General features: G+C 64.8%; 11 protein-coding genes. 4 read left to right on the top strand and 7 right to left on the bottom strand.

Going from position 1 to position 16,486, the window contains the following annotated elements:
* Nucleotides 1-22 precede the first annotated feature (22 nt).
* Both ACXZ1M_RS29260 and ACXZ1M_RS29255 read right to left on the bottom strand, forming a co-directional pair.
* On the bottom strand, nt 23-1,678 hold the full coding sequence (locus tag ACXZ1M_RS29260; RefSeq protein ID WP_459051103.1) for a phytase: 1,656 nt from the start codon (nt 1,676-1,678) through the stop codon (nt 23-25).
* Nucleotides 1,678-4,242 carry a TonB-dependent receptor gene (locus tag ACXZ1M_RS29255; RefSeq protein WP_459051102.1) on the bottom strand — a complete coding sequence of 855 codons (2,565 nt, stop codon included), beginning with the start codon at nt 4,240-4,242 and terminating at the stop codon, nt 1,678-1,680. The genes ACXZ1M_RS29260 and ACXZ1M_RS29255 overlap by 1 nt, the downstream gene beginning before the upstream one ends.
* Before the next feature lie 308 nt (nt 4,243-4,550).
* On the opposite strand from ACXZ1M_RS29255, the gene ACXZ1M_RS29250 reads away from it, so the two are divergent.
* The gene (locus tag ACXZ1M_RS29250) at nt 4,551-5,444 is read left to right on the top strand and encodes a GGDEF domain-containing protein (protein WP_459051101.1); all 894 of its coding nucleotides are present in this window, start codon (nt 4,551-4,553) and stop codon (nt 5,442-5,444) included.
* The gene (locus tag ACXZ1M_RS29245; protein WP_459051100.1) at nt 5,441-6,463 is read left to right on the top strand and encodes an AraC family transcriptional regulator; all 1,023 of its coding nucleotides are present in this window, start codon (nt 5,441-5,443) and stop codon (nt 6,461-6,463) included. Before ACXZ1M_RS29250 ends, ACXZ1M_RS29245 begins: the two co-directional genes overlap by 4 nt.
* Before the next feature lie 22 nt (nt 6,464-6,485).
* On the opposite strand, the gene ACXZ1M_RS29240 is transcribed toward ACXZ1M_RS29245, so the two are convergent.
* From ACXZ1M_RS29240 to ACXZ1M_RS29230, 3 genes are all read right to left on the bottom strand, one after another.
* Nucleotides 6,486-10,874: a type VI secretion system tube protein Hcp gene (locus ACXZ1M_RS29240; protein ID WP_459051099.1), complete on the bottom strand. Its 4,389-nt coding sequence runs from the start codon at nt 10,872-10,874 to the stop codon at nt 6,486-6,488.
* Between the two features lie 10 nt (nt 10,875-10,884).
* Nucleotides 10,885-11,457, bottom strand: a complete 573-nt coding sequence (locus ACXZ1M_RS29235; protein WP_459051098.1) for a DUF642 domain-containing protein — start codon at nt 11,455-11,457, stop codon at nt 10,885-10,887.
* A gap of 126 nt (nt 11,458-11,583) precedes the next feature.
* Nucleotides 11,584-12,489 carry a LysR family transcriptional regulator gene (locus ACXZ1M_RS29230; protein ID WP_459051097.1) on the bottom strand — a complete coding sequence of 302 codons (906 nt, stop codon included), beginning with the start codon at nt 12,487-12,489 and terminating at the stop codon, nt 11,584-11,586.
* Between the two features lie 107 nt (nt 12,490-12,596).
* Here ACXZ1M_RS29230 and ACXZ1M_RS29225 point away from each other — a divergent pair, with 107 nt between their 5' ends.
* Nucleotides 12,597-13,613 carry a Rieske 2Fe-2S domain-containing protein gene (locus ACXZ1M_RS29225; protein WP_459051096.1) on the top strand — a complete coding sequence of 339 codons (1,017 nt, stop codon included), beginning with the start codon at nt 12,597-12,599 and terminating at the stop codon, nt 13,611-13,613.
* Nucleotides 13,614-13,616: 3 nt separating this feature from the next.
* Nucleotides 13,617-14,555: a PDR/VanB family oxidoreductase gene (locus ACXZ1M_RS29220; protein ID WP_459051095.1), complete on the top strand. Its 939-nt coding sequence runs from the start codon at nt 13,617-13,619 to the stop codon at nt 14,553-14,555.
* A gap of 10 nt (nt 14,556-14,565) precedes the next feature.
* On the opposite strand, the gene ACXZ1M_RS29215 is transcribed toward ACXZ1M_RS29220, so the two are convergent.
* Nucleotides 14,566-15,498 carry an NAD-dependent epimerase/dehydratase family protein gene (locus tag ACXZ1M_RS29215; RefSeq protein WP_459051094.1) on the bottom strand — a complete coding sequence of 311 codons (933 nt, stop codon included), beginning with the start codon at nt 15,496-15,498 and terminating at the stop codon, nt 14,566-14,568.
* Nucleotides 15,495-16,475, bottom strand: a complete 981-nt coding sequence (locus ACXZ1M_RS29210) for a fumarylacetoacetate hydrolase family protein (protein WP_459051093.1) — start codon at nt 16,473-16,475, stop codon at nt 15,495-15,497. Before ACXZ1M_RS29210 ends, ACXZ1M_RS29215 begins: the two co-directional genes overlap by 4 nt.
* Between the last annotated feature and the right edge of the window lie 11 nt (nt 16,476-16,486).

The raw sequence follows: 16,486 nt of genomic DNA, 5'->3' as shown, positions 1-16,486 counted from the left end.
GTGTGGAGCGACTTCAATCCCGTCAGTCGAGCTTCAGCGCCTTCGCTATGTCTTCCCAGGCCACGTATTTGAAGTTCTGCGGGCCGTCGGGCAGGCGTTTGTAGCCGTCCTGGATGACCAGCATGCCTTTGCCGTACACGCCGCCGAAGTTGGCCGAGCTGACTTCCAGCCCGTCCGTTTCCGACGTGCCGTCGATCCCGGCTTCCACGTTGTAACCCACCCGGAAGCTGCCGCGCACCTTGTACGGCGCCTTGGCGTCCAGCACCAGATAGCTGTTGTCGCCCTGGCTGGAGACCACAAGGTAGTCCGCCTTGTCGCCATGGTACAAGCCCATGCCTTCGACATCGGCCACCAGTTGCTTGCCGACCGGGACCACCATGCTGAGCGTGGCCGGGGCGTTGCCGCGCGCCGACACCGTCCACACCCCGCGCTTTTCCTCGCCAAGGAACAGCCGCTCGTTGCGGTCGTCCACCACGCAGCCTTCCGGTTGCGAACCGACCTTGAAACGGCGCAGCAGCTTGCCGGTCATGGCGCCGCCTTCTGCTTCCACCCGATATTGCAGGAAGCTGCCATCCTTGTCATTGATGAAGGCTTCCAGCCCGCCGTCCGCCGGACGGTACAGGCACATGCCGTAGATGTTCTCCAGCCCGGTAGCGAAGGCACCGGCCGGCGTCACCACGCCTTCGGCGTCGATGGTGAACAGCATGACGCTGTTGTCGTCGCGCTGGGTGGCGACGGCCACGTCCAGCTTGCGGCCGCCCACGGTCACCTCCTGGCGCACGTCGACGTTGTTCAGGCGTCCCACTTCCAGCAATTGCAGTTCCTTGCCGTCCAGGTTGTAGACCAGCAAGCCTTGCTTCTTGTTGGTGCCGAGGATGCGCGCGCCGGCTGGATCGGCCGGATTGCGCCAGATCGCCGGATCGTCGGCGGCGTCGCCGGTGCGCGCCACCGGTTCGGTCTGGCCGCGTGCTTGCACGATGACCTTGGCCGATGCAGCCGGAGCAGCCGCAGCCTTCCACGGTAGCACGACGACTTCGCCCTTCTTGGCGGTGACGCCGCGCTTCAGCAGTTTGCGCTCGGGCACGCCTTCGGCCTCGGCGTTGTAGGCCCACAGGCCGACCAGGCCTTCATCGACCAGCAACTGCTGGGCAGCATCGTCGACGCGGCAATGCTTGGTGTGTGGCGGCAGCGCTAGTTTGCGGACCTGCTTGCGTTGCTCGCCGGCTGTCAGCCATTGCTCGGCCTGGCCATCCTTGCCGGCCACGAACAGGTGGTCGATCTGCTGCGCGTCGCGGTACATGCACACCGCTTCGATGCCGAACGGCGGCGCCGGGAAGGGCTTCTGCGCCGTCAGCGTGCCGGCCTGGAAGTCCACCTGCACCGGCAGCACATGCTCTGCATTGGCATCCAGCACCACCGCCAGTGCGCCGTTGCCTTGTGGACGCAGGTCCATATGCTTGGCCCGCATTTTCAGTAGGGAGCGCTCCTTGCCGGCGGCGTCCAGCAGATGCAGGCCTTGCTTGTCGACGCTGAGCCAGCCGCCGTCCGGCAGCGCGGCCAGTTCGCTGGCCTTGGCGGCCAGGCCTGGACGGACCGCAGCAGCGGAAGGAGCGGCAGCCTGGGCCAGCACGCCGCAGGAAACCAGCGCGCCGAATAAGATCGTGTTGAAGATTTTCATTAGAACAGGCTGACTTTCAGGCTAAGTTTATAGGTGCGGCCGTACTGTTCGTACTGCGCGTTGTAGGCCTTGCCGCCCAGGTAGACGTAATACTTTTCGTTGTTCAGGTTGGCCGCTTCAAAGTTCAGCTGCACCCGTTTGCTCAGCTGGTACGACGCCGAGAAGTCGACCTGCTTCTGCGCATCGACGATGCGGTCCTGGCCGGCGTCGAGTATGTCGTCACCCATTTCCAGCAGATAGGACGACTTGTAGTTGACCGCCACGCGGGTACTCAGTGGGCCTTGCTCGTAGCCCAGCATTAGGTTCATCACGCGGTCCGACTGGCCCGGCAGGTGGATGCTGCGCGACCGCATGCGCTTGGCGTCGGTGTCGTAGCGGGCCACGTTGGCGTCCGAGCGGGTCAGACTGCCATTGGCGCCGAAGATCAGGTTGTTGAACGGCGCCGGCAGCATGCGCAGCGCCTGGGTGTAGGAAAGTTCGATCCCTTTCACGCTGGCCTTGTCGCCATTGGCGTAAGTGATGGCCGAGGTGTAGTCGGCCCACTGGCCGCTGCCGGCCAGGTTGGTGGTGTAGGTGAAGTTCTTGATGTCCTTGTGGAACAGGTAGGCCGATACCGCGCCGTCGTCGGCCAGGATGCGTTCGATGCCGAGGTCGATGTTGGTCGACTTCAACGCCGCCAGGTCCGGGTTGCCGATGGTGGCTTCGGTCTCGCTGGCCTGGCTGATGCCCGGCGCCAGTTGGTCGAAGTTGGCGCGCACCACCGAATGGGTCCAAGCCGCACGCACGCTGGTCTTGGCGTCCAGGTCGTAGCGGGTTTGCAGCGATGGCAGCCAGTTGGTGTAGGAACGGTTGCGCTTGACGGCGCTGATGGTTTCCGCTTCCTCGTCCACGCGCGAACCTGCGGCGTCGAAGCGGGTGCGTTCGGCGCGCACGCCGGCCAGCACGTGCCAGGTGTCGAGGTCGAAGCTATTCTGCACGTAGCCGGCGTCGATGTCTTCCTTCAGGCGGAAGTCGTCGATGGTCGAATCGACCAGCACGCGGGCATTGGCGCGGCTCAGGCCGGCCACCAGCGTGCGGATCGCGGCCGGGTTGATGGCGTTGCCGATGCGGCCCAGCTTGTAGTCCAGCTGGTCGGCGGTGACGTAGTCGGTCATCGCCGTGCTGGCGCTGCCGATTTGCTTGCTGCTGTAGGACCAGGCTTCGGTGTCGTTGTTTTTCTCGCGGCGGCTGGTCTTGGCGCCGAACTTCAGCGTCGAGCTGCCTTCGCCCAGTTCAAACTTGCGGGCCAGGTCGAACTGCAGGTGGTTTTCCTTGTCCTTGGCGTAGCCTTGCTTCAACGCGATGGAGTTGAGCTTGTAGTTGGCGGCGTTGTACAGCGCTTCCGGGCCGGTCAGGCGCGGCACTTCGGTGCCGGTATAGCCGACCCCGGCGAAGTCCTTGCTGCCACGGAAGCGGGCATCGTTGATCGATTCCGGCGCGTCATCGGTGGAACGGCTGGCGCCGCCGTTCAGGTCGAGCTTCCACTGGTCCCATTTGTGTTCGGTGCCCAGCACCACGGACTTGATGGTTTGCGTGTATTTGCGCTGGCGCAGGCGGCGCTCGCCGCGCGCGCTGGCCGTCTCGCCCGGTGCGATGGCGCCGGTGCTGATGTTGCTGATGGTCAGGCGGTCGCGCACTTCGTCGTCGCTGAAGTCGCTGATGAAGCTGCGCAGGAAGTATTTGCTGGCGTTGTCCGGATGGTAGTCCAGATTCAGCGCGGCGGCGCGGCGTTCTCGGGTCGGCAGGTAGTCGCGCAGTTCCAGGCCGGCCAGCTTGCCGTTGTCCCAGGCGCCGCCGGTTTCGGTGTTGTCCGAGCCGAATTCGCGTTTCTCGAAGCTCAGGCCGCCGGCCACACCCAGCTTGCCGTCCATGAAACGGTCGGCGAACAGCACGCTGGCGCTCGGGCTGGTCTTGCCGATGTTCTGGTCGCGGCTGGCGCCGACGGTGCCGGACAGCAGCTTGCCAGGCAGGTCGAAGCCGGTCAGCGTCTTGACTTCCACGGTGCCGCCCAGCGAGTTGGCGTCGCGGTCCGGCGTCAGGGTCTTGCTTACTTCCAGCGAGCGGATCAGGCCGGCCGGCAGCACGTCCAGCGCCACGGCGCGGCGGCCCGACTCCGGCGACGGCACCAGCGCGCCGTTGATGGTGACGGCGTTCAGGTCCGGACCCAGGCCGCGCACGCTGACGTAGCGGCCTTCACCCTGGTCGCGCTGCACGGACACGCCCGGCAGACGGGCCAGGGCTTCGGCGGCGTTCTTGTCCGGCAGGCCGCCGATGTCGTCGCTGCTGATGACGCTGACGATGTTGTCGGCTTTCTCCTGGGCGGCGATGGCGTTGCGCATGCTGGAGCGCTGGCCGGCCACGATCACGCTGTTGGCGCTGGCGGCCAGGGCGGCGGCGCTGTTGCCGGCATCGGCTTGCGATGCGCTCTGGGCATGGGCCGCGCTATGGCCAGCCAGCATGGCCAGCACGCCGATGGTCAGCGCGGACAAGCGGGGAGTCGAATTCTTGTGTGCAGTGGTTTTCATTGGTTACCGTCGATAGTGGAGAGAACGGTGCGGATGATAGGTAGCCAATATTTCACTTGCATGACAGCTGTTCGCACTGCGGCCCTGAAACGGCGCTTGCCTGCTCCTGATGAGCTTGAATGACCTGTGGCCTGCACCCGCGCGGCAGGCGCGGGCGACGCATTATCGGCGATCACGGCGAAGCGGTGAGCTGTTTGCACCTGTCCGCCCGCTAGTGTTGGATATTTGCCAATGTGGTCGTTTGTCACACCAGGGTCACAAACGCAGGCTAAGCTCCGGCCGCACCCACCACGTCCGCTCATATCACCATGCTGCAACTACATCGCCTTACCCTGATCGTTTCCGGCCTTGCATTAGTGGGCTGCCTGTTCCTGTATGCGACGCTGGGCATGCCGAAGCCATTCGCCATGTGGAAGTGGACCGACATCATCAGTGAAGGCGGCACCGCCGTGATGGCGGGCAGTTGGGTACTGTTTACATTGAGTAGCCGGCCGGGCGGCCTGGTGACGCGCCTGCTGGCCGGGGGCCTCGCCATGATCATGATCGGTTCGTTCGCCGATTGCCTCGACGAGTTTTTCGTCATCGGCAAGACCACGCGCTGGGGCCATTGGCTGGAGGCGCTGGTGCCGCTGGGTATGCTTTGCCTGACTTGCGGCATGTATTACTGGCGCCATGAGCAGTTCCGCCTCAACGAGCATTTGCAAAAGCGCGAGCGGCTGTTCCGCGACCACCGCGCCTTTGACCGCATCACGCAGCTGGCCAACGCCGATTACCTGCGCCGCCAGATCCGCCACGAGCAATCGCACCGGCCGGGACAGCCGTGCGCGCTGGTGCTGCTCGATATCGATGGCTTCCACGCGATCAACCGCCAGTTCGGCCAGCGCGAGGGGGACCGGGTATTGCAGGCGGTCGGCCATATGCTGCTGCTGAACCTGCGCAACGACGACTTGTTGTGCCGCTACGCCGGCGACCGCTTTGCGCTATTGCTGCCGGGCGCCAGCCCGGCCGAGGCCGAGGCGATGGCGCGGCATCTGTCGTCGATGGTCGGGCAGATGCGTCACCACGCCAAGGATGATCGCGTCGAAATCAGCCTGCGCCACGCCAGCGCCGCAGCCGACGCCGCACCCGATGTGCTGTTGGCGCAGTTGAGCCGGGAGCTGGGACTGCAAGCCGAGGCCAAGGCGGCCGGGATGGCGGCGTGATCGCTTATCGCCAGATCGGCGAGCGCTTCATCCCGGCGCAGCACCAGCCGGCGCTGGTGCTGGACTACGCCTGCAGCCGCGAGCTGGAGCGCGATGGCGACCAGCTGCTGCGCGGCACGGGGCTGCGCCACTGGCAGATACCGTCCGCCGATTGCGTGCTGACGCCGGGTGAATATCTGGAACTGCTGTCGAACGTGATGCGCGCGCTCGATAGTCCGGATACCAGCTTCATGCTTGGCCAGCAGATGCTGCCGGGGCACTACGGCGCGCTCAGCCATGCGCTGCTGCAGGCGCAGAATCTGCGGCAGGCGCTGGAGATCCTGTGCGCGGGGCATGCGCGGCTGTGTCCCTTGATGACGCCGCGCCTGGTGGAAGAGGGCGGCCAGGCGGTGCTGTACTGGACCGACAGTTTCGGTGCGCCGAGCCAGTTGCCGGCGCTGGTGGAAATGCACATGACGGCGGTGACGGCCATGTGCCGCTGGCTGGGTGGCGAGCGTTTGCCGTGGCGCTTTTGCATCAACCGCAGCGCACCGGCGCACGTCGAGCAGCATGAGGTGCATCTGGGCAGCGAGCTGCGCTTCAATTGCCATCTGGATGCGATGCTGATCGATGCGGTGTGGCTGGATCGGCCGTGGCCGCGCGGGAATGCCATGGCGGCCTCGGTGGCGATGCAGGGTGTGGCGGCCGATGCGCAGGCGCTGACGCCGGGGGTGCTGGCGGCCTTGTATGATTATCTGCTGGAGAATATCCGCCTGGGGCCGACGCTGGAGGGCAGCGCGGCGGCGTTCGGCATCAGCCCGGCGACGCTGAAGCGGCATCTGGCGCGGCATGGCAGCCATTTTCAGGCCGAGCTGGACCAGGTGCGCGCGCATGTGGCGATGCAGTTGTTTCATCTGCGCGGGTATGACAACGAGAAGGTGGCGCAATACCTGGGCTTCCATGACGCCACCAACTTCCGCCGCTCATTCAAGCGCTGGACGGGGTTGGTGCCGAGCCTGCTGCGGGAGGCGTTGGGCTAGGTAGATACCTAGCCCAGGCTCATCAAGGGAACAAGTCGGGGCTGGCATCCGGCACGCCGATCACCTTGACGTGCGCGAAATCATAGCCGACGCCGGTCGAGTTCGCCGTATCGACCCTGCCTTTGCTGTCGTAAGCAAGGTGCTTGTGCGTGAACGCATCGTACGTCAGGCTGACCTCGTTGGCGCCGCCGTCGCTGTCGACACCGGTGGTGTACACCGTGCTGAAAATGTACTCGTCCACCAACCGGCGTTCGTCGCCGCCCGAATGCGAATAAGCCTCCACCTGGACATTGAACGCCGTGCCCGCCACCTCGTTCTTCATCAGCGTCGTCAGCACCTGGTTCAACCCCAACTCCACCGTCAACGCCGAATGCGTCGCCTTGCCGATGAGTGCACCGGAGCCGCTCACAATCTTGGTGTTGGCCGCATAGTCCAGGCTGAAGCTACTCAGCGCCACCCAGCCCGCCACGCCATTGACATGGATGTAGTATTCCAGCGGCGCGCCGGTGGAGAATTGCGGCGCCAGCGCATCGGGCGTGGCGTCGGGGCCGGGATCGACCTGCGCCTGGGACGGGAGATTCGTCGTCTCTCTCTCAAAGTCGTAGCCGGCGCCGACGGTCTTGGTGAGCTTGCCGTCGAGGCCGATCGTCGACACAGCATGGTCCACCGTGCCGTAGGTGAAGCTGAGCGTATTGCCGGTGGAGCCGTCCGCACCCGCAGCCGTTTCCACCCCGGTAACGTAAGCTTTGGTCAGTTTGTATTCCTGAACCACCAGCTCGGTGTCAAAGCCGCGCGTGCGGGCTTCGATCTCGATGGTGCCGATGTCGCTGCCGGTCAGCAGATTGAGCGTGAAGTCGGCCAGCGCCTTGCCTGTGCCGAGCTGGACGGCAAACGTCTCCGGCGCCAGGCTCTTGACGACCATGCCAACGCTCTTGGCGATGCCGACCTCCGCATCCACGCCAAAGGAGAAGCCGTCGATCTCCAGCCACTTGCTGGTGCCGCCATCGGTGTAGCGCATGTAGTACGTCAGGTCGGAATTTTCCGGCACCGTTTGCTGCGGCGCTTTGGTGGCCTCGGCGATGGCGGTCGGCACGCTGAGCTTGGTGTTTGCGCCGAAGTCAAAGCCGACGCTGCTGGAATTGGCGGTGTCGAGCTTGCCGTTCGTTTGGTACACCAGGTGCGAATGGGTGAACCCGGCGTAAGCCAGGCTGACGTCGTTGTTGGCGTAAGTGCTGCTGTGTACCTCGCTGGCGACGGCGCGGGTGAAGATGTACTCGTCGACCAGCTTGGCCGTGGTGGATTTGTCGCCCGGAAGATAGGCCTCGACCTGGATGGTGGTGCTGGCGCCGGTGAACTCGTTCTTGAGCAGGGTGTTCAAGGCCTGGCTCAGGCCCAATTCCAACGTCACTTCGCTGGCAAGCGGCCTGCCGGCCGATGGGCTGCCCTTGGTGGACGAACTTTCCGCCGTGTAGCCCAGCATGAAGCTGCTTAGTTCGACCCAGCCGTCCACGCCGTCGATGTGGATGTAGTAGTCGAGCGGTGTGCTCGTGTTGTCGATCGGCGCCAGTGCGGTGGTGTCGACATCCGCGCCGGGATCGACGGCGGCGTTGCTCGGCAGGGTGGCGGTGTTGTTTTGGAAGTCCCAGCCGACCTTGATGGCCGTCATAGGCTTGCCATCGTCCCTGACGGGAATGATGGCCTGGTCCACCGTGCGGTAGACAAAGCCCAGCGTGTTGCTGGTGGCGCCGTTGTCCGCGCTGGTTTGCACCGACGTGATCAGGGCTTCGGTGAAGCGGAACTCTTGCCGCAGCTGAGGACCGTCGAAGCCGTTGGAGTAGGCTTCGATTTCGATGTTGCTGATGGTTGTGCCGCTCAGCAGGCGGGCGTTGAAGTCGGTCATGGCCTTGCCGCTGCCCAGTTCCATGGTAAAGGCTTGCGCCACCGGCTCGCCGGTCTGCGATACGCCTTTGAGCGCGGTCACCGGGGCGTCGACGCCGAAGGTGAAGCCGTCGATCTCCATCCACTTGCTGACGCCGTTGTCGGTGTAGCGCATGTAGTAGGTCAGCTCGGCGCCTGGTGGCAAGGAGGAGCTGAGGTGACCGTCCAGCGCTTCCGCGTTGGTGCCGGACGCCGGGAGGTTCTTGTGTGCGACAAAGTCGTAACCGATGGCGGTGGACTGCGTCTTGTCGGTCTTGCCGTTGAGGTCGTAGGCGAGGTGGGAGTGCGTGAAACTGTTGTAGAGGACGTTGAGCGTGTTGCCGTCGCCGCTACTGTCGAGCTCGGTGGTGTAGGCCTTATTGAAGAAGTATTCGTCCACCAGCTTGCGCTCGCCATCCTGCCCCACGCGGCCGTAGGCCTCCACCTGGATGGTGCCGCCCTTGCTGGCCAACTCGTTCTTGAGCAGGGTGGTCAGCACTTCGCTGTTGCCCAGGCCTAGCGTCAATTCCGAGGCGACCGGCTTGCCGGGCGTGGGGAAGCCGTCCTTGAGATAGGTGCTGTCGGCGGTATAACCGAAGTTGAATTCGTTCAGCGGTATCCAGCCGGCCAGGCCGTCAATGTGGATGTAGTATTCAAGCGCCGGATCGCTGCCCGTCACCGCGTCGCCGACCACGGCGTCGGCGCCCGGATCGACCTTTTCGTTGCTGTCGATTTTGGCATCGCCTGCCGGGACGTCCCAGCTGAATTCTTGCGCCGTGGCGGGCCGGCCATCCTTGCCGAAGGGCGTCAGGACCTGGTCCAGGGCGCGGTAGGTAAAGGCCAGCGTGCTGCCCGTGCCGCCATCGGCGCCCATCCCAGTCTGGGCCGAAGTGACCAGCGCATCGGTGAATTTGTACTCCTGCACCAGCATCTTGCCCTTGCCGCCGCCGGCATAGGCCTCGATCTCCACGCTGGTGACGGTGGTCCCGCTCAGCAGGCGCGCGGTCAGGTCGCCCACGGCCTTGCCGCCGCCGAGGCTCAGTACGACATCGTCCGGTACCGCTTTCCCCAGCAGCGTGCCGCCTTTGCCGGTAGTGATTCCGGAGGACATGCCGAGTGTGACGGCATCGATCTCCACCCACTCACTGGCGCCGCTGGAGGCGGTGTAGCGCATGTAGTAGGTCAGCTCGGTGCCTGGTTCCACGCTTGGCAGCAGAACGGTGCCGGCGCCGTCCTCGCGGCCTTGCACGGTCACCGCCACGTGCGCGGTGCTGGTGCCGCCATGGCCGTCCGACACGGTGTAGTCGAAACCGTCGATGCGGGTGGCGCCTTCGCCCATGGCTTGCAGCACGCTGGAGCCGGTCGGGTCGTAGCTGTAGTTGCCGTTGGCATTGAGCGTGACGCTGGCGCCCAGCGTGGTGGTGAAGGCCCCGGTGGTGACGAGCGCCAGCGCATCGCCGTCGATGTCGGTATCGAGGCCGCCGCTGCTGCCGCTCAGCACATTGCCGGTGACGACCGTGTCTTCGCTGGTGCTGGCGCTGTCGTTGCGCGCGACGGGCGCGTCGTTGACGGCGTTGATCTTCAGGTTGACGGTGGTGGCGTCGGAGAAGTCCTTGCCGTTGCTGGCGCGGTAGGTGAAGGAATCGGCGCCGTTGTAGTTGGCTTCGGCCTGGTAGCTGAAGTTGCCGTCGGCGTTGAAGGTGAGTGTGCCGTGGGCCGGACCGGTTTCCAGCACCGCGCTCAGGGGCGTGCCGTTGGGATCGGTGTCGTTGGCCAGCACGCTGGCGAAATTGGTCAGCGCTGCGTCTTCATCGAGCACGTAGCTGTCGGCCGTCGCCGCCGGGCGGGCCAGCGTGAAGCTGACGCCGTCCAGCAGGAAGTCGCTGCCGTGTTTGGTGCCGGCGGTGTAGATCTCGCTGCCGAAGCTGCCGTCGCTGTTGCTGTAGGCGCCAAAGGAGAAACTGCCGTCGGCCTTGCGGGCGCCGGCGCTGATCTCGACCGAGCGGAAGGCTTGCGCCGAATTCAATTGGACTAGCTGGTTGCCGTCCAGGCTGTTGGCGGTGACGAAGGTCTCGCCGACGAGGTTGCCGGCGCCGTCGAACACGCGCACGCGTGCGCCCTCGGCGTAAGCACTTCCATCGTCGGCGGCGAAAAACGAAGATAGATTAAGCGTGACGGCCTGCGCCGCCTCGGCCAGGTTGAAGCGCAAGGCTTCCTTGCCGTCGATTTCCTGCTTGACGCTGCTGGTGGCCGCCGATTGGCCACTGACGCCGAGATCGCCCTTGGAAATATCGCCGCCGGCCAGGGTGGTGGACAGCAGGTCCGTGTATTTCACGGCGGTCCAGGCTTCGGCTGCATTGCTCGCGTCAGCTTTCTGCACGGCAGTAACGCCGGTCTGGGACCAGGCGGTAGCCCATTGACCGCCGGCGCCGGTTTGGGCGATGGGGGCGTTGCCGAGCGTGATGACGCGCGGTCCAGGTACGATGACGGCCATGTTCGGCTCCTCAGGCGGCTGGGTTGCGGCGGCGCTGGAGCACGATCAGGCCGAGGCCGGCGATCAGCAGCAGGACGGTGGACGGCTCGGGCACGGCGGAGACGCTGATGTCGTCGAGCAGCCAGAAGTTGTCATCGTGGCGGGCGGTGAACACCAGTTCGGTGCTGCCGGCGGCGGCGATGAACTGCACCTGGTAGGCGGTGTAGTCGGTGGCGGTTTTGTCATTGAGCAGCCACAAGCTGTTGCCGCCGGCCAGCACTTCGAAGCTGCTGACGGTGTTGATATTGGCCTCGCTGCCGCCGAGGTTGGACAGCCAGAACGACACGGTGTAGGTCTGGCCGGCGACGGTGGCCAGACTTTGCGAGAGCGATGCCGTGGCGCCGAACTCGCCCAGTACCGCCGCGTAGTCGCCGCCGTGCTGGACGCCGGTGTCGACCCAGTTGTTTTCGGTGGAACCGTTCAGGGTCCAGCCGGTCAGATCACCGGTTTCGAAATCGCCATTGTTGACGGCCGCGCCGGCCTGCGCAGCGCTGAAAGCCAGCATGGCTGCGCCACACAGCAACTGTTTGAGAAATTTAGTCATGATCTACACACCCCGTAATAATTATAAAAATTACATTTGCGGTGTGAATTATGTATCTAAAATGATTGAATATTTATATTTATTATTGCCCGTGGAACTTTTACTACACAGTTGATAGTCGGCAATTTATTGCGCGTCGCTGAAGATCTGGGCGATCAGGCCGCGTAGCCAGGCGTTGGCGCCGTCCTTGGCGTATTTGCGGTGCCAGTGCTGTTTGAGGTCGAAGCTGGGGATCGTTACCGGCGGCTCCACCAGCCGGATGTCGGCCAGCTTGGTGAAACTTTCGCCGACGGCACGCGGCACCGTCGCCACCAGATCGCTGGCGGCGATCACGAACGGGATCGACATGAAGTGCGGCGTGGACAGCACCACGCGGCGCGTGATCTGCTGCTTGACCAGGAATTGCTCGAATAATTCCTGGCTGCGTCCCTCGGCCTTGACCACCGCGTGGCCCATCTCCAGGAACTGCTTCATGCTGAGTTTCTTCTGCCGGTAGGGGTGATTCGCGCTGAGCAGGCAGATGAAGGAGTGCGAGAACAGCCGCTGCTGGAACAGATTGCGGTGCTTGAGGTCCGGGAAGTAGCCCACCGCCAGGTCGACGCCGCCCTGTTCCAGCGCCAGCGCCAGCTCGGCCGGCGGCAGCGTGGCGGAGCTGATGCTGGCGCCGGGCGCTTCGCGCCGCAACCGGTCCAGCAGGCGCGGAAGAAAAGTCATCTCGCCGATATCGGACAGGGCGATGGTGAAACGGCGGTCGGTGGTGGACGGGGCGAAGTGCTCGCTGGCTAGCACGTCGTTGCGCAGCCGTTGCAGGATGTCGCGTGTGGGATCGATCAGGGTCAGGGCGCGCGGCGTCGGCGCCATGCCGTGCACGGTGCGTACGAAAAGCGGATCGCCGAGCGCCTTGCGCAGCTTGTTGAGGGCCACGCTCACCGCCGGCTGGCTCATGCCCAGCTTGCGCGCCGCGCCGCTGACGCTGCTCTCCTCGTAGATCGCCAGCGCCACCGGCAGCAGGTTCAGGTCGAATCCGGCCATGCTTGTCTCCGTATTTGAATTTCGTATAAATGTTATGCGGTTCATTCTATTTGAAAATACGGTGGGCTCCGCGATGATATTTCAAATCATTTCAAAAGGAGACCGATATGTTCCCGTTAAATCAATGGTATGTGGCCGGCTTTGCGTGGGAGTTGCAGGAGCAGCCGCTGGCGCGCGTGCTGCTCAACCAACCCGTTGTGATGTTCGCCACCGGCGATGGCGGCGTGGCCGCGCTGGAGGACCGCTGCTGTCACCGCGCGGTGCCGCTTTCCTGCGGCACTCTGGAGGATGGCGGCATTCGTTGCGGCTATCACGGTCTGAAATTCGCCGCCAGCGGACAGTGCATCGAGGTGCCGGGGCAGGTGAAGATTCCAGGCAAGGCCAAGGTGCGCGCGTATCCGGCGCAGATCCGCAATCAGGTGATCTGGATCTGGTTCGGCCGCGACGTCGATGCGCAGCCCGACTGTGCGCCGCCGGAAGTGCCGGCGCACGAGGATCCTCGCTATGCGTGGAAGGGTGGCGCTTTCCATTACCAGGCGCCATATCAGCTGATTCACGATAACCTGCTGGACCTGAGCCACGTCGGCTATCTGCACGGCCGCACTATCGGCGGCAACGCCAAGGTGCACATGGAGGCGCCGACCATCGTCACGCAGGATGGCGACAAGGTGCGAGTGGTACGCTGGATGAAGAATTCCATTCCACCGACGACCTATACGGCGGCTTGGCCGTTCAAGGGTACGGTCGATCGCTGGCAGGAGATCGATTTTCATCTGACCTATCTGCAGATCTTCACCGGCGCGGTGGAGCCGGACAGCGAGGCGCTGGACGATCCGCAGCGCGGCGGCTTCCACATGCGCGGTTTCCACGGCATTACGCCGGAGACGGAGACGAGTACCCACTATTTCTGGACCATGGCCAGCTCCTCTCATCCGGATCAACCGGGCAACGCGGATGTGGTGTATCGCCAGACGGAGCAGACTTTCGAGGAGGACCGGGTGCTGATTGAAACGCAGTACAACAATATCAAGCGCTATGGTGGTGGGCCGATGGTCGATATCCATGTGGATGCGGGTGCCAACCGTGCCCGCCGCATCGTCGCCGCGCACGTGGCGGCGGAGTAAGGTATGGAGGTGCTGATTCAGTCCATCGCCGATCAAGGCGAGGTACGGGTGCTGGAGCTGGCGGCGGCGGATGGTTCGCCGTTGCCGGCGTATGAGGCCGGGGCGCATGTCGACGTCACGTTGGGCAATGGCCTGGTGCGGCAGTATTCCTTGTGCTGCCGGGCGCCGTCCGGCGTGTACCGGTTGGGTGTGAAGCGCGAGCCGATGTCGCGCGGCGGTTCGGCGTGGTTGCACGAGGCGGCGCAGGTTGGCACGCGCCTAGTAATGGGCCAGCCGCGCAATGCGTTTGAGCTGACGCCATCGGCGGGACACTATTTGCTGTTCGCCGGCGGTATCGGCATCACGCCGATATTGTCGATGGCGTATGCGCTGCTGCGGCGTAGAGCTTCGTTCGAGCTGGCTTACTTCGTGCGCGATGCGGACGGCATCGCTTTCAAGGACGAGTTGCTGGCGGGAGCGCTGGCGCCGCACGTATGCATCCATGCCGGCTTGAATGCGGAGCAGGTGGCTGCCACCTTGGCCGTCAGCGTGGCAGCCGCGCCGGAGGCGACGCAGGTTTACGTGTGCGGGCCGGGGCCGTTCATGGCTGCGGTGACGGCTGCCGGTGTGCAGCGCTTCGGCGCGGCCGCCGTGCATCAGGAGTCGTTTGGGCCGCCAGCTGCGTCGTCGTCGGCTGCATCGTTTGTGCTGCGGCTCGCGCGCTCGCAGCGCGAACTGACTGTGGCCGACGGCCGCAGCGCGCTGGCCTGCCTGCAGGACGCTGGCGTCGACATCGATTGCTCGTGCGAGGTCGGCGTCTGCGGCACTTGTCGGACGGTGGTGCTGGAAGGCGTGCCGGATCACCAGGACGCCTTCCTGTCCGCGCAGGAGCGACAGGCCAACGACTGCTTCATGCCCTGCGTTTCCCGCGCGCGGACTGCGGCGCTGGTGCTGGACCTTTAGGACCAGGAGGCTAGGTAGCCTGCAAAGCCGCCACGATCAGGTGATCCGCATCCTTGTCGTGGCGGAATCCGGCGGCCAGCGCCTGCGGTGTGTGCAGCGGAGGCAGGCGGCCGAACAGCGCTTCGATCCGCTCGTCCGGTGCAAAGCTGATCAACTCACGGCGCTGCGGGCCATAGCGCCACGTCAGCGCATCCAGCACTTCGCGCAGGCTCAGATGGAGTACCGGTAGCTGCCACACGCGCGAGGCCGGCGCATCGGCGGTTGGCATGGAGGCCGCGTGCAGCAGGTTGTCGATACAGCACGGCAGCGACATCCACCACGCGGTCGCCTTCGGCCCCACGGGGCAGACATACGGCTGCCCGGCGGCAAGCTTGTGCATTACGAGGCTCATGAAGGCCGAGCCGTGGCCGGACTCCGACGGCGGCCGGGCGACGATGCCGGGCAGGCGCAGGCTCACCGCATCGATCGCGCCGCGCCGGCTCAGGTCCGCCAGTTCGATTTCCGCCATCAGCTTGTGCGCGCCGTAGCTGAGGGCGGGACGGGCTTCCTGGTCCTCGTGCACGTCGCCGGGGCCGAGGGCGCCGTACACCGCCACCGAGCTGGCGAACACCAGCCGGGCCTTTCGTTCCTGCCTGGCCAAACGGTGGGCCAACGTCAGCGTCGCCAGCAGGTTGACCTGATAGCCGAGTTCCGGCTCGCGCTCGGCCAATGCACCTGGAACGCTGGCCAGGTGGAACACGATATCGGCAGGCGTTTCCAGCGCCGCATCGAGCGCGGACTGGTCGCCGAATGAACCGGCGATGCGCCGCGCGCGCGGATCGGCCGCAGCGTCGTCGAAGGACTGGTCGATCAGCGTCAGCGTGTGGCGCGTTTGCGCCAACAAGCGCTTGACCAGGGCGCGGCCGACAAAGCCATTGGCGCCGGTGATGACGATATGACTCACGGCGCCGCCACCACTTTCTGGTCGATCACGCCGAACGGCCCGGTGTCCTGACCGGGCACGCGCGCCTGCATGCGCACACGGTCGCCGAAGCGCATAAAGCCGGTGCGCGCCTCGCCGTGGTCGATCATCTCGATCACGCGCCGCTCGGCGATACAGGCGGAACCCACGGCGCGGCTGGTGTTCGATACCGTGCCGGTGCCGATAATGGTGCCGGCCGTCAGCCGCCGCGTGCGCGCGGCGTGGGCAATCAGGTCGCCGAAGCCGAAGCTCATCTGGCCGCCGTGCGGATGGCCGAAGTGCGCGCCGTTCCATTCCACGTGCAGTTCCATATGCACGCGGCCATCGCGCCAAGCGTCGCCCAGTTCATCGGGCGTGATGGCTACCGGGGCGAAGCTGGTGGACGGCTTGGCTTGTAAAAATCCGAAGCCGGTGCGCATTTCGCGTGGTCCCATGGCGCGCAGGCTCCAGTCGTTCAGCTGCACCAGCAGGCGTACCTGCTTGAGCGCGTCCTGCGGCGTGCTGCGCATCGCCACGCTGTCGAGAACCACGCCGAACTCGCCCTCGAAGTCGATGCCATCGCTTTCGCTGGGCAGCGGCACGTCGTCATGCGGGCCGAGGAAATCGTCGCTGGCGCCCTGGTACATCAGCGGGATGCTTTCGAGATCCGGAATCGGCGGCGTCTTGAACGCCTGCTCCATCAGGTTGGCGTGGTTGAGGAAGGCCGAACCGTCGCACCACTGCGGGCTGCGTGGCAGCGGTGCGCTGCAATGCTGCGGCTCGAAGGACCGGCCGGCGGTCGCGCCGTTGTTCAGGCTATCGTAAAGCTGGCGCAGCGCGCCTTCCACTTCGTCCCAATGCTGGACCGCGTGCAGCAGGGAGGGCGCGATGGCGCTGGCATCCACGCAGCGCGACAGGTCGCGCGAGACGATCAATAGGCGTCCATCCGGAGTTTGATCTTTGAGGGTGGCGAATTTCATGATGTTCCTTT

This window comes from Duganella paludis (genome assembly GCF_054461335.1).
Note: the sequence above shows the minus strand (reverse complement) of the source record. Positions and strands in the feature narration are given on the sequence as shown.

Bases quoted from the DNA above. Each gene is read 5' to 3' on its own strand.
- ACXZ1M_RS29260 (WP_459051103.1), bottom strand. From the start codon at position 1,678: ATGAAAATCTTCAACACGATCTTATTCGGCGCGCTGGTTTCCTGCGGC.
- ACXZ1M_RS29255 (WP_459051102.1), bottom strand. From the start codon at position 4,242: ATGAAAACCACTGCACACAAGAATTCGACTCCCCGCTTGTCCGCGCTG.
- ACXZ1M_RS29250 (WP_459051101.1), top strand. From the start codon at position 4,551: ATGCTGCAACTACATCGCCTTACCCTGATCGTTTCCGGCCTTGCATTA.
- ACXZ1M_RS29240 (WP_459051099.1), bottom strand. From the start codon at position 10,874: ATGGCCGTCATCGTACCTGGACCGCGCGTCATCACGCTCGGCAACGCC.
- ACXZ1M_RS29235 (WP_459051098.1), bottom strand. From the start codon at position 11,457: ATGACTAAATTTCTCAAACAGTTGCTGTGTGGCGCAGCCATGCTGGCT.
- ACXZ1M_RS29230 (WP_459051097.1), bottom strand. From the start codon at position 12,489: ATGGCCGGATTCGACCTGAACCTGCTGCCGGTGGCGCTGGCGATCTAC.
- ACXZ1M_RS29225 (WP_459051096.1), top strand. From the start codon at position 12,597: ATGTTCCCGTTAAATCAATGGTATGTGGCCGGCTTTGCGTGGGAGTTG.
- ACXZ1M_RS29220 (WP_459051095.1), top strand. From the start codon at position 13,617: ATGGAGGTGCTGATTCAGTCCATCGCCGATCAAGGCGAGGTACGGGTG.
- ACXZ1M_RS29210 (WP_459051093.1), bottom strand. From the start codon at position 16,475: ATGAAATTCGCCACCCTCAAAGATCAAACTCCGGATGGACGCCTATTG.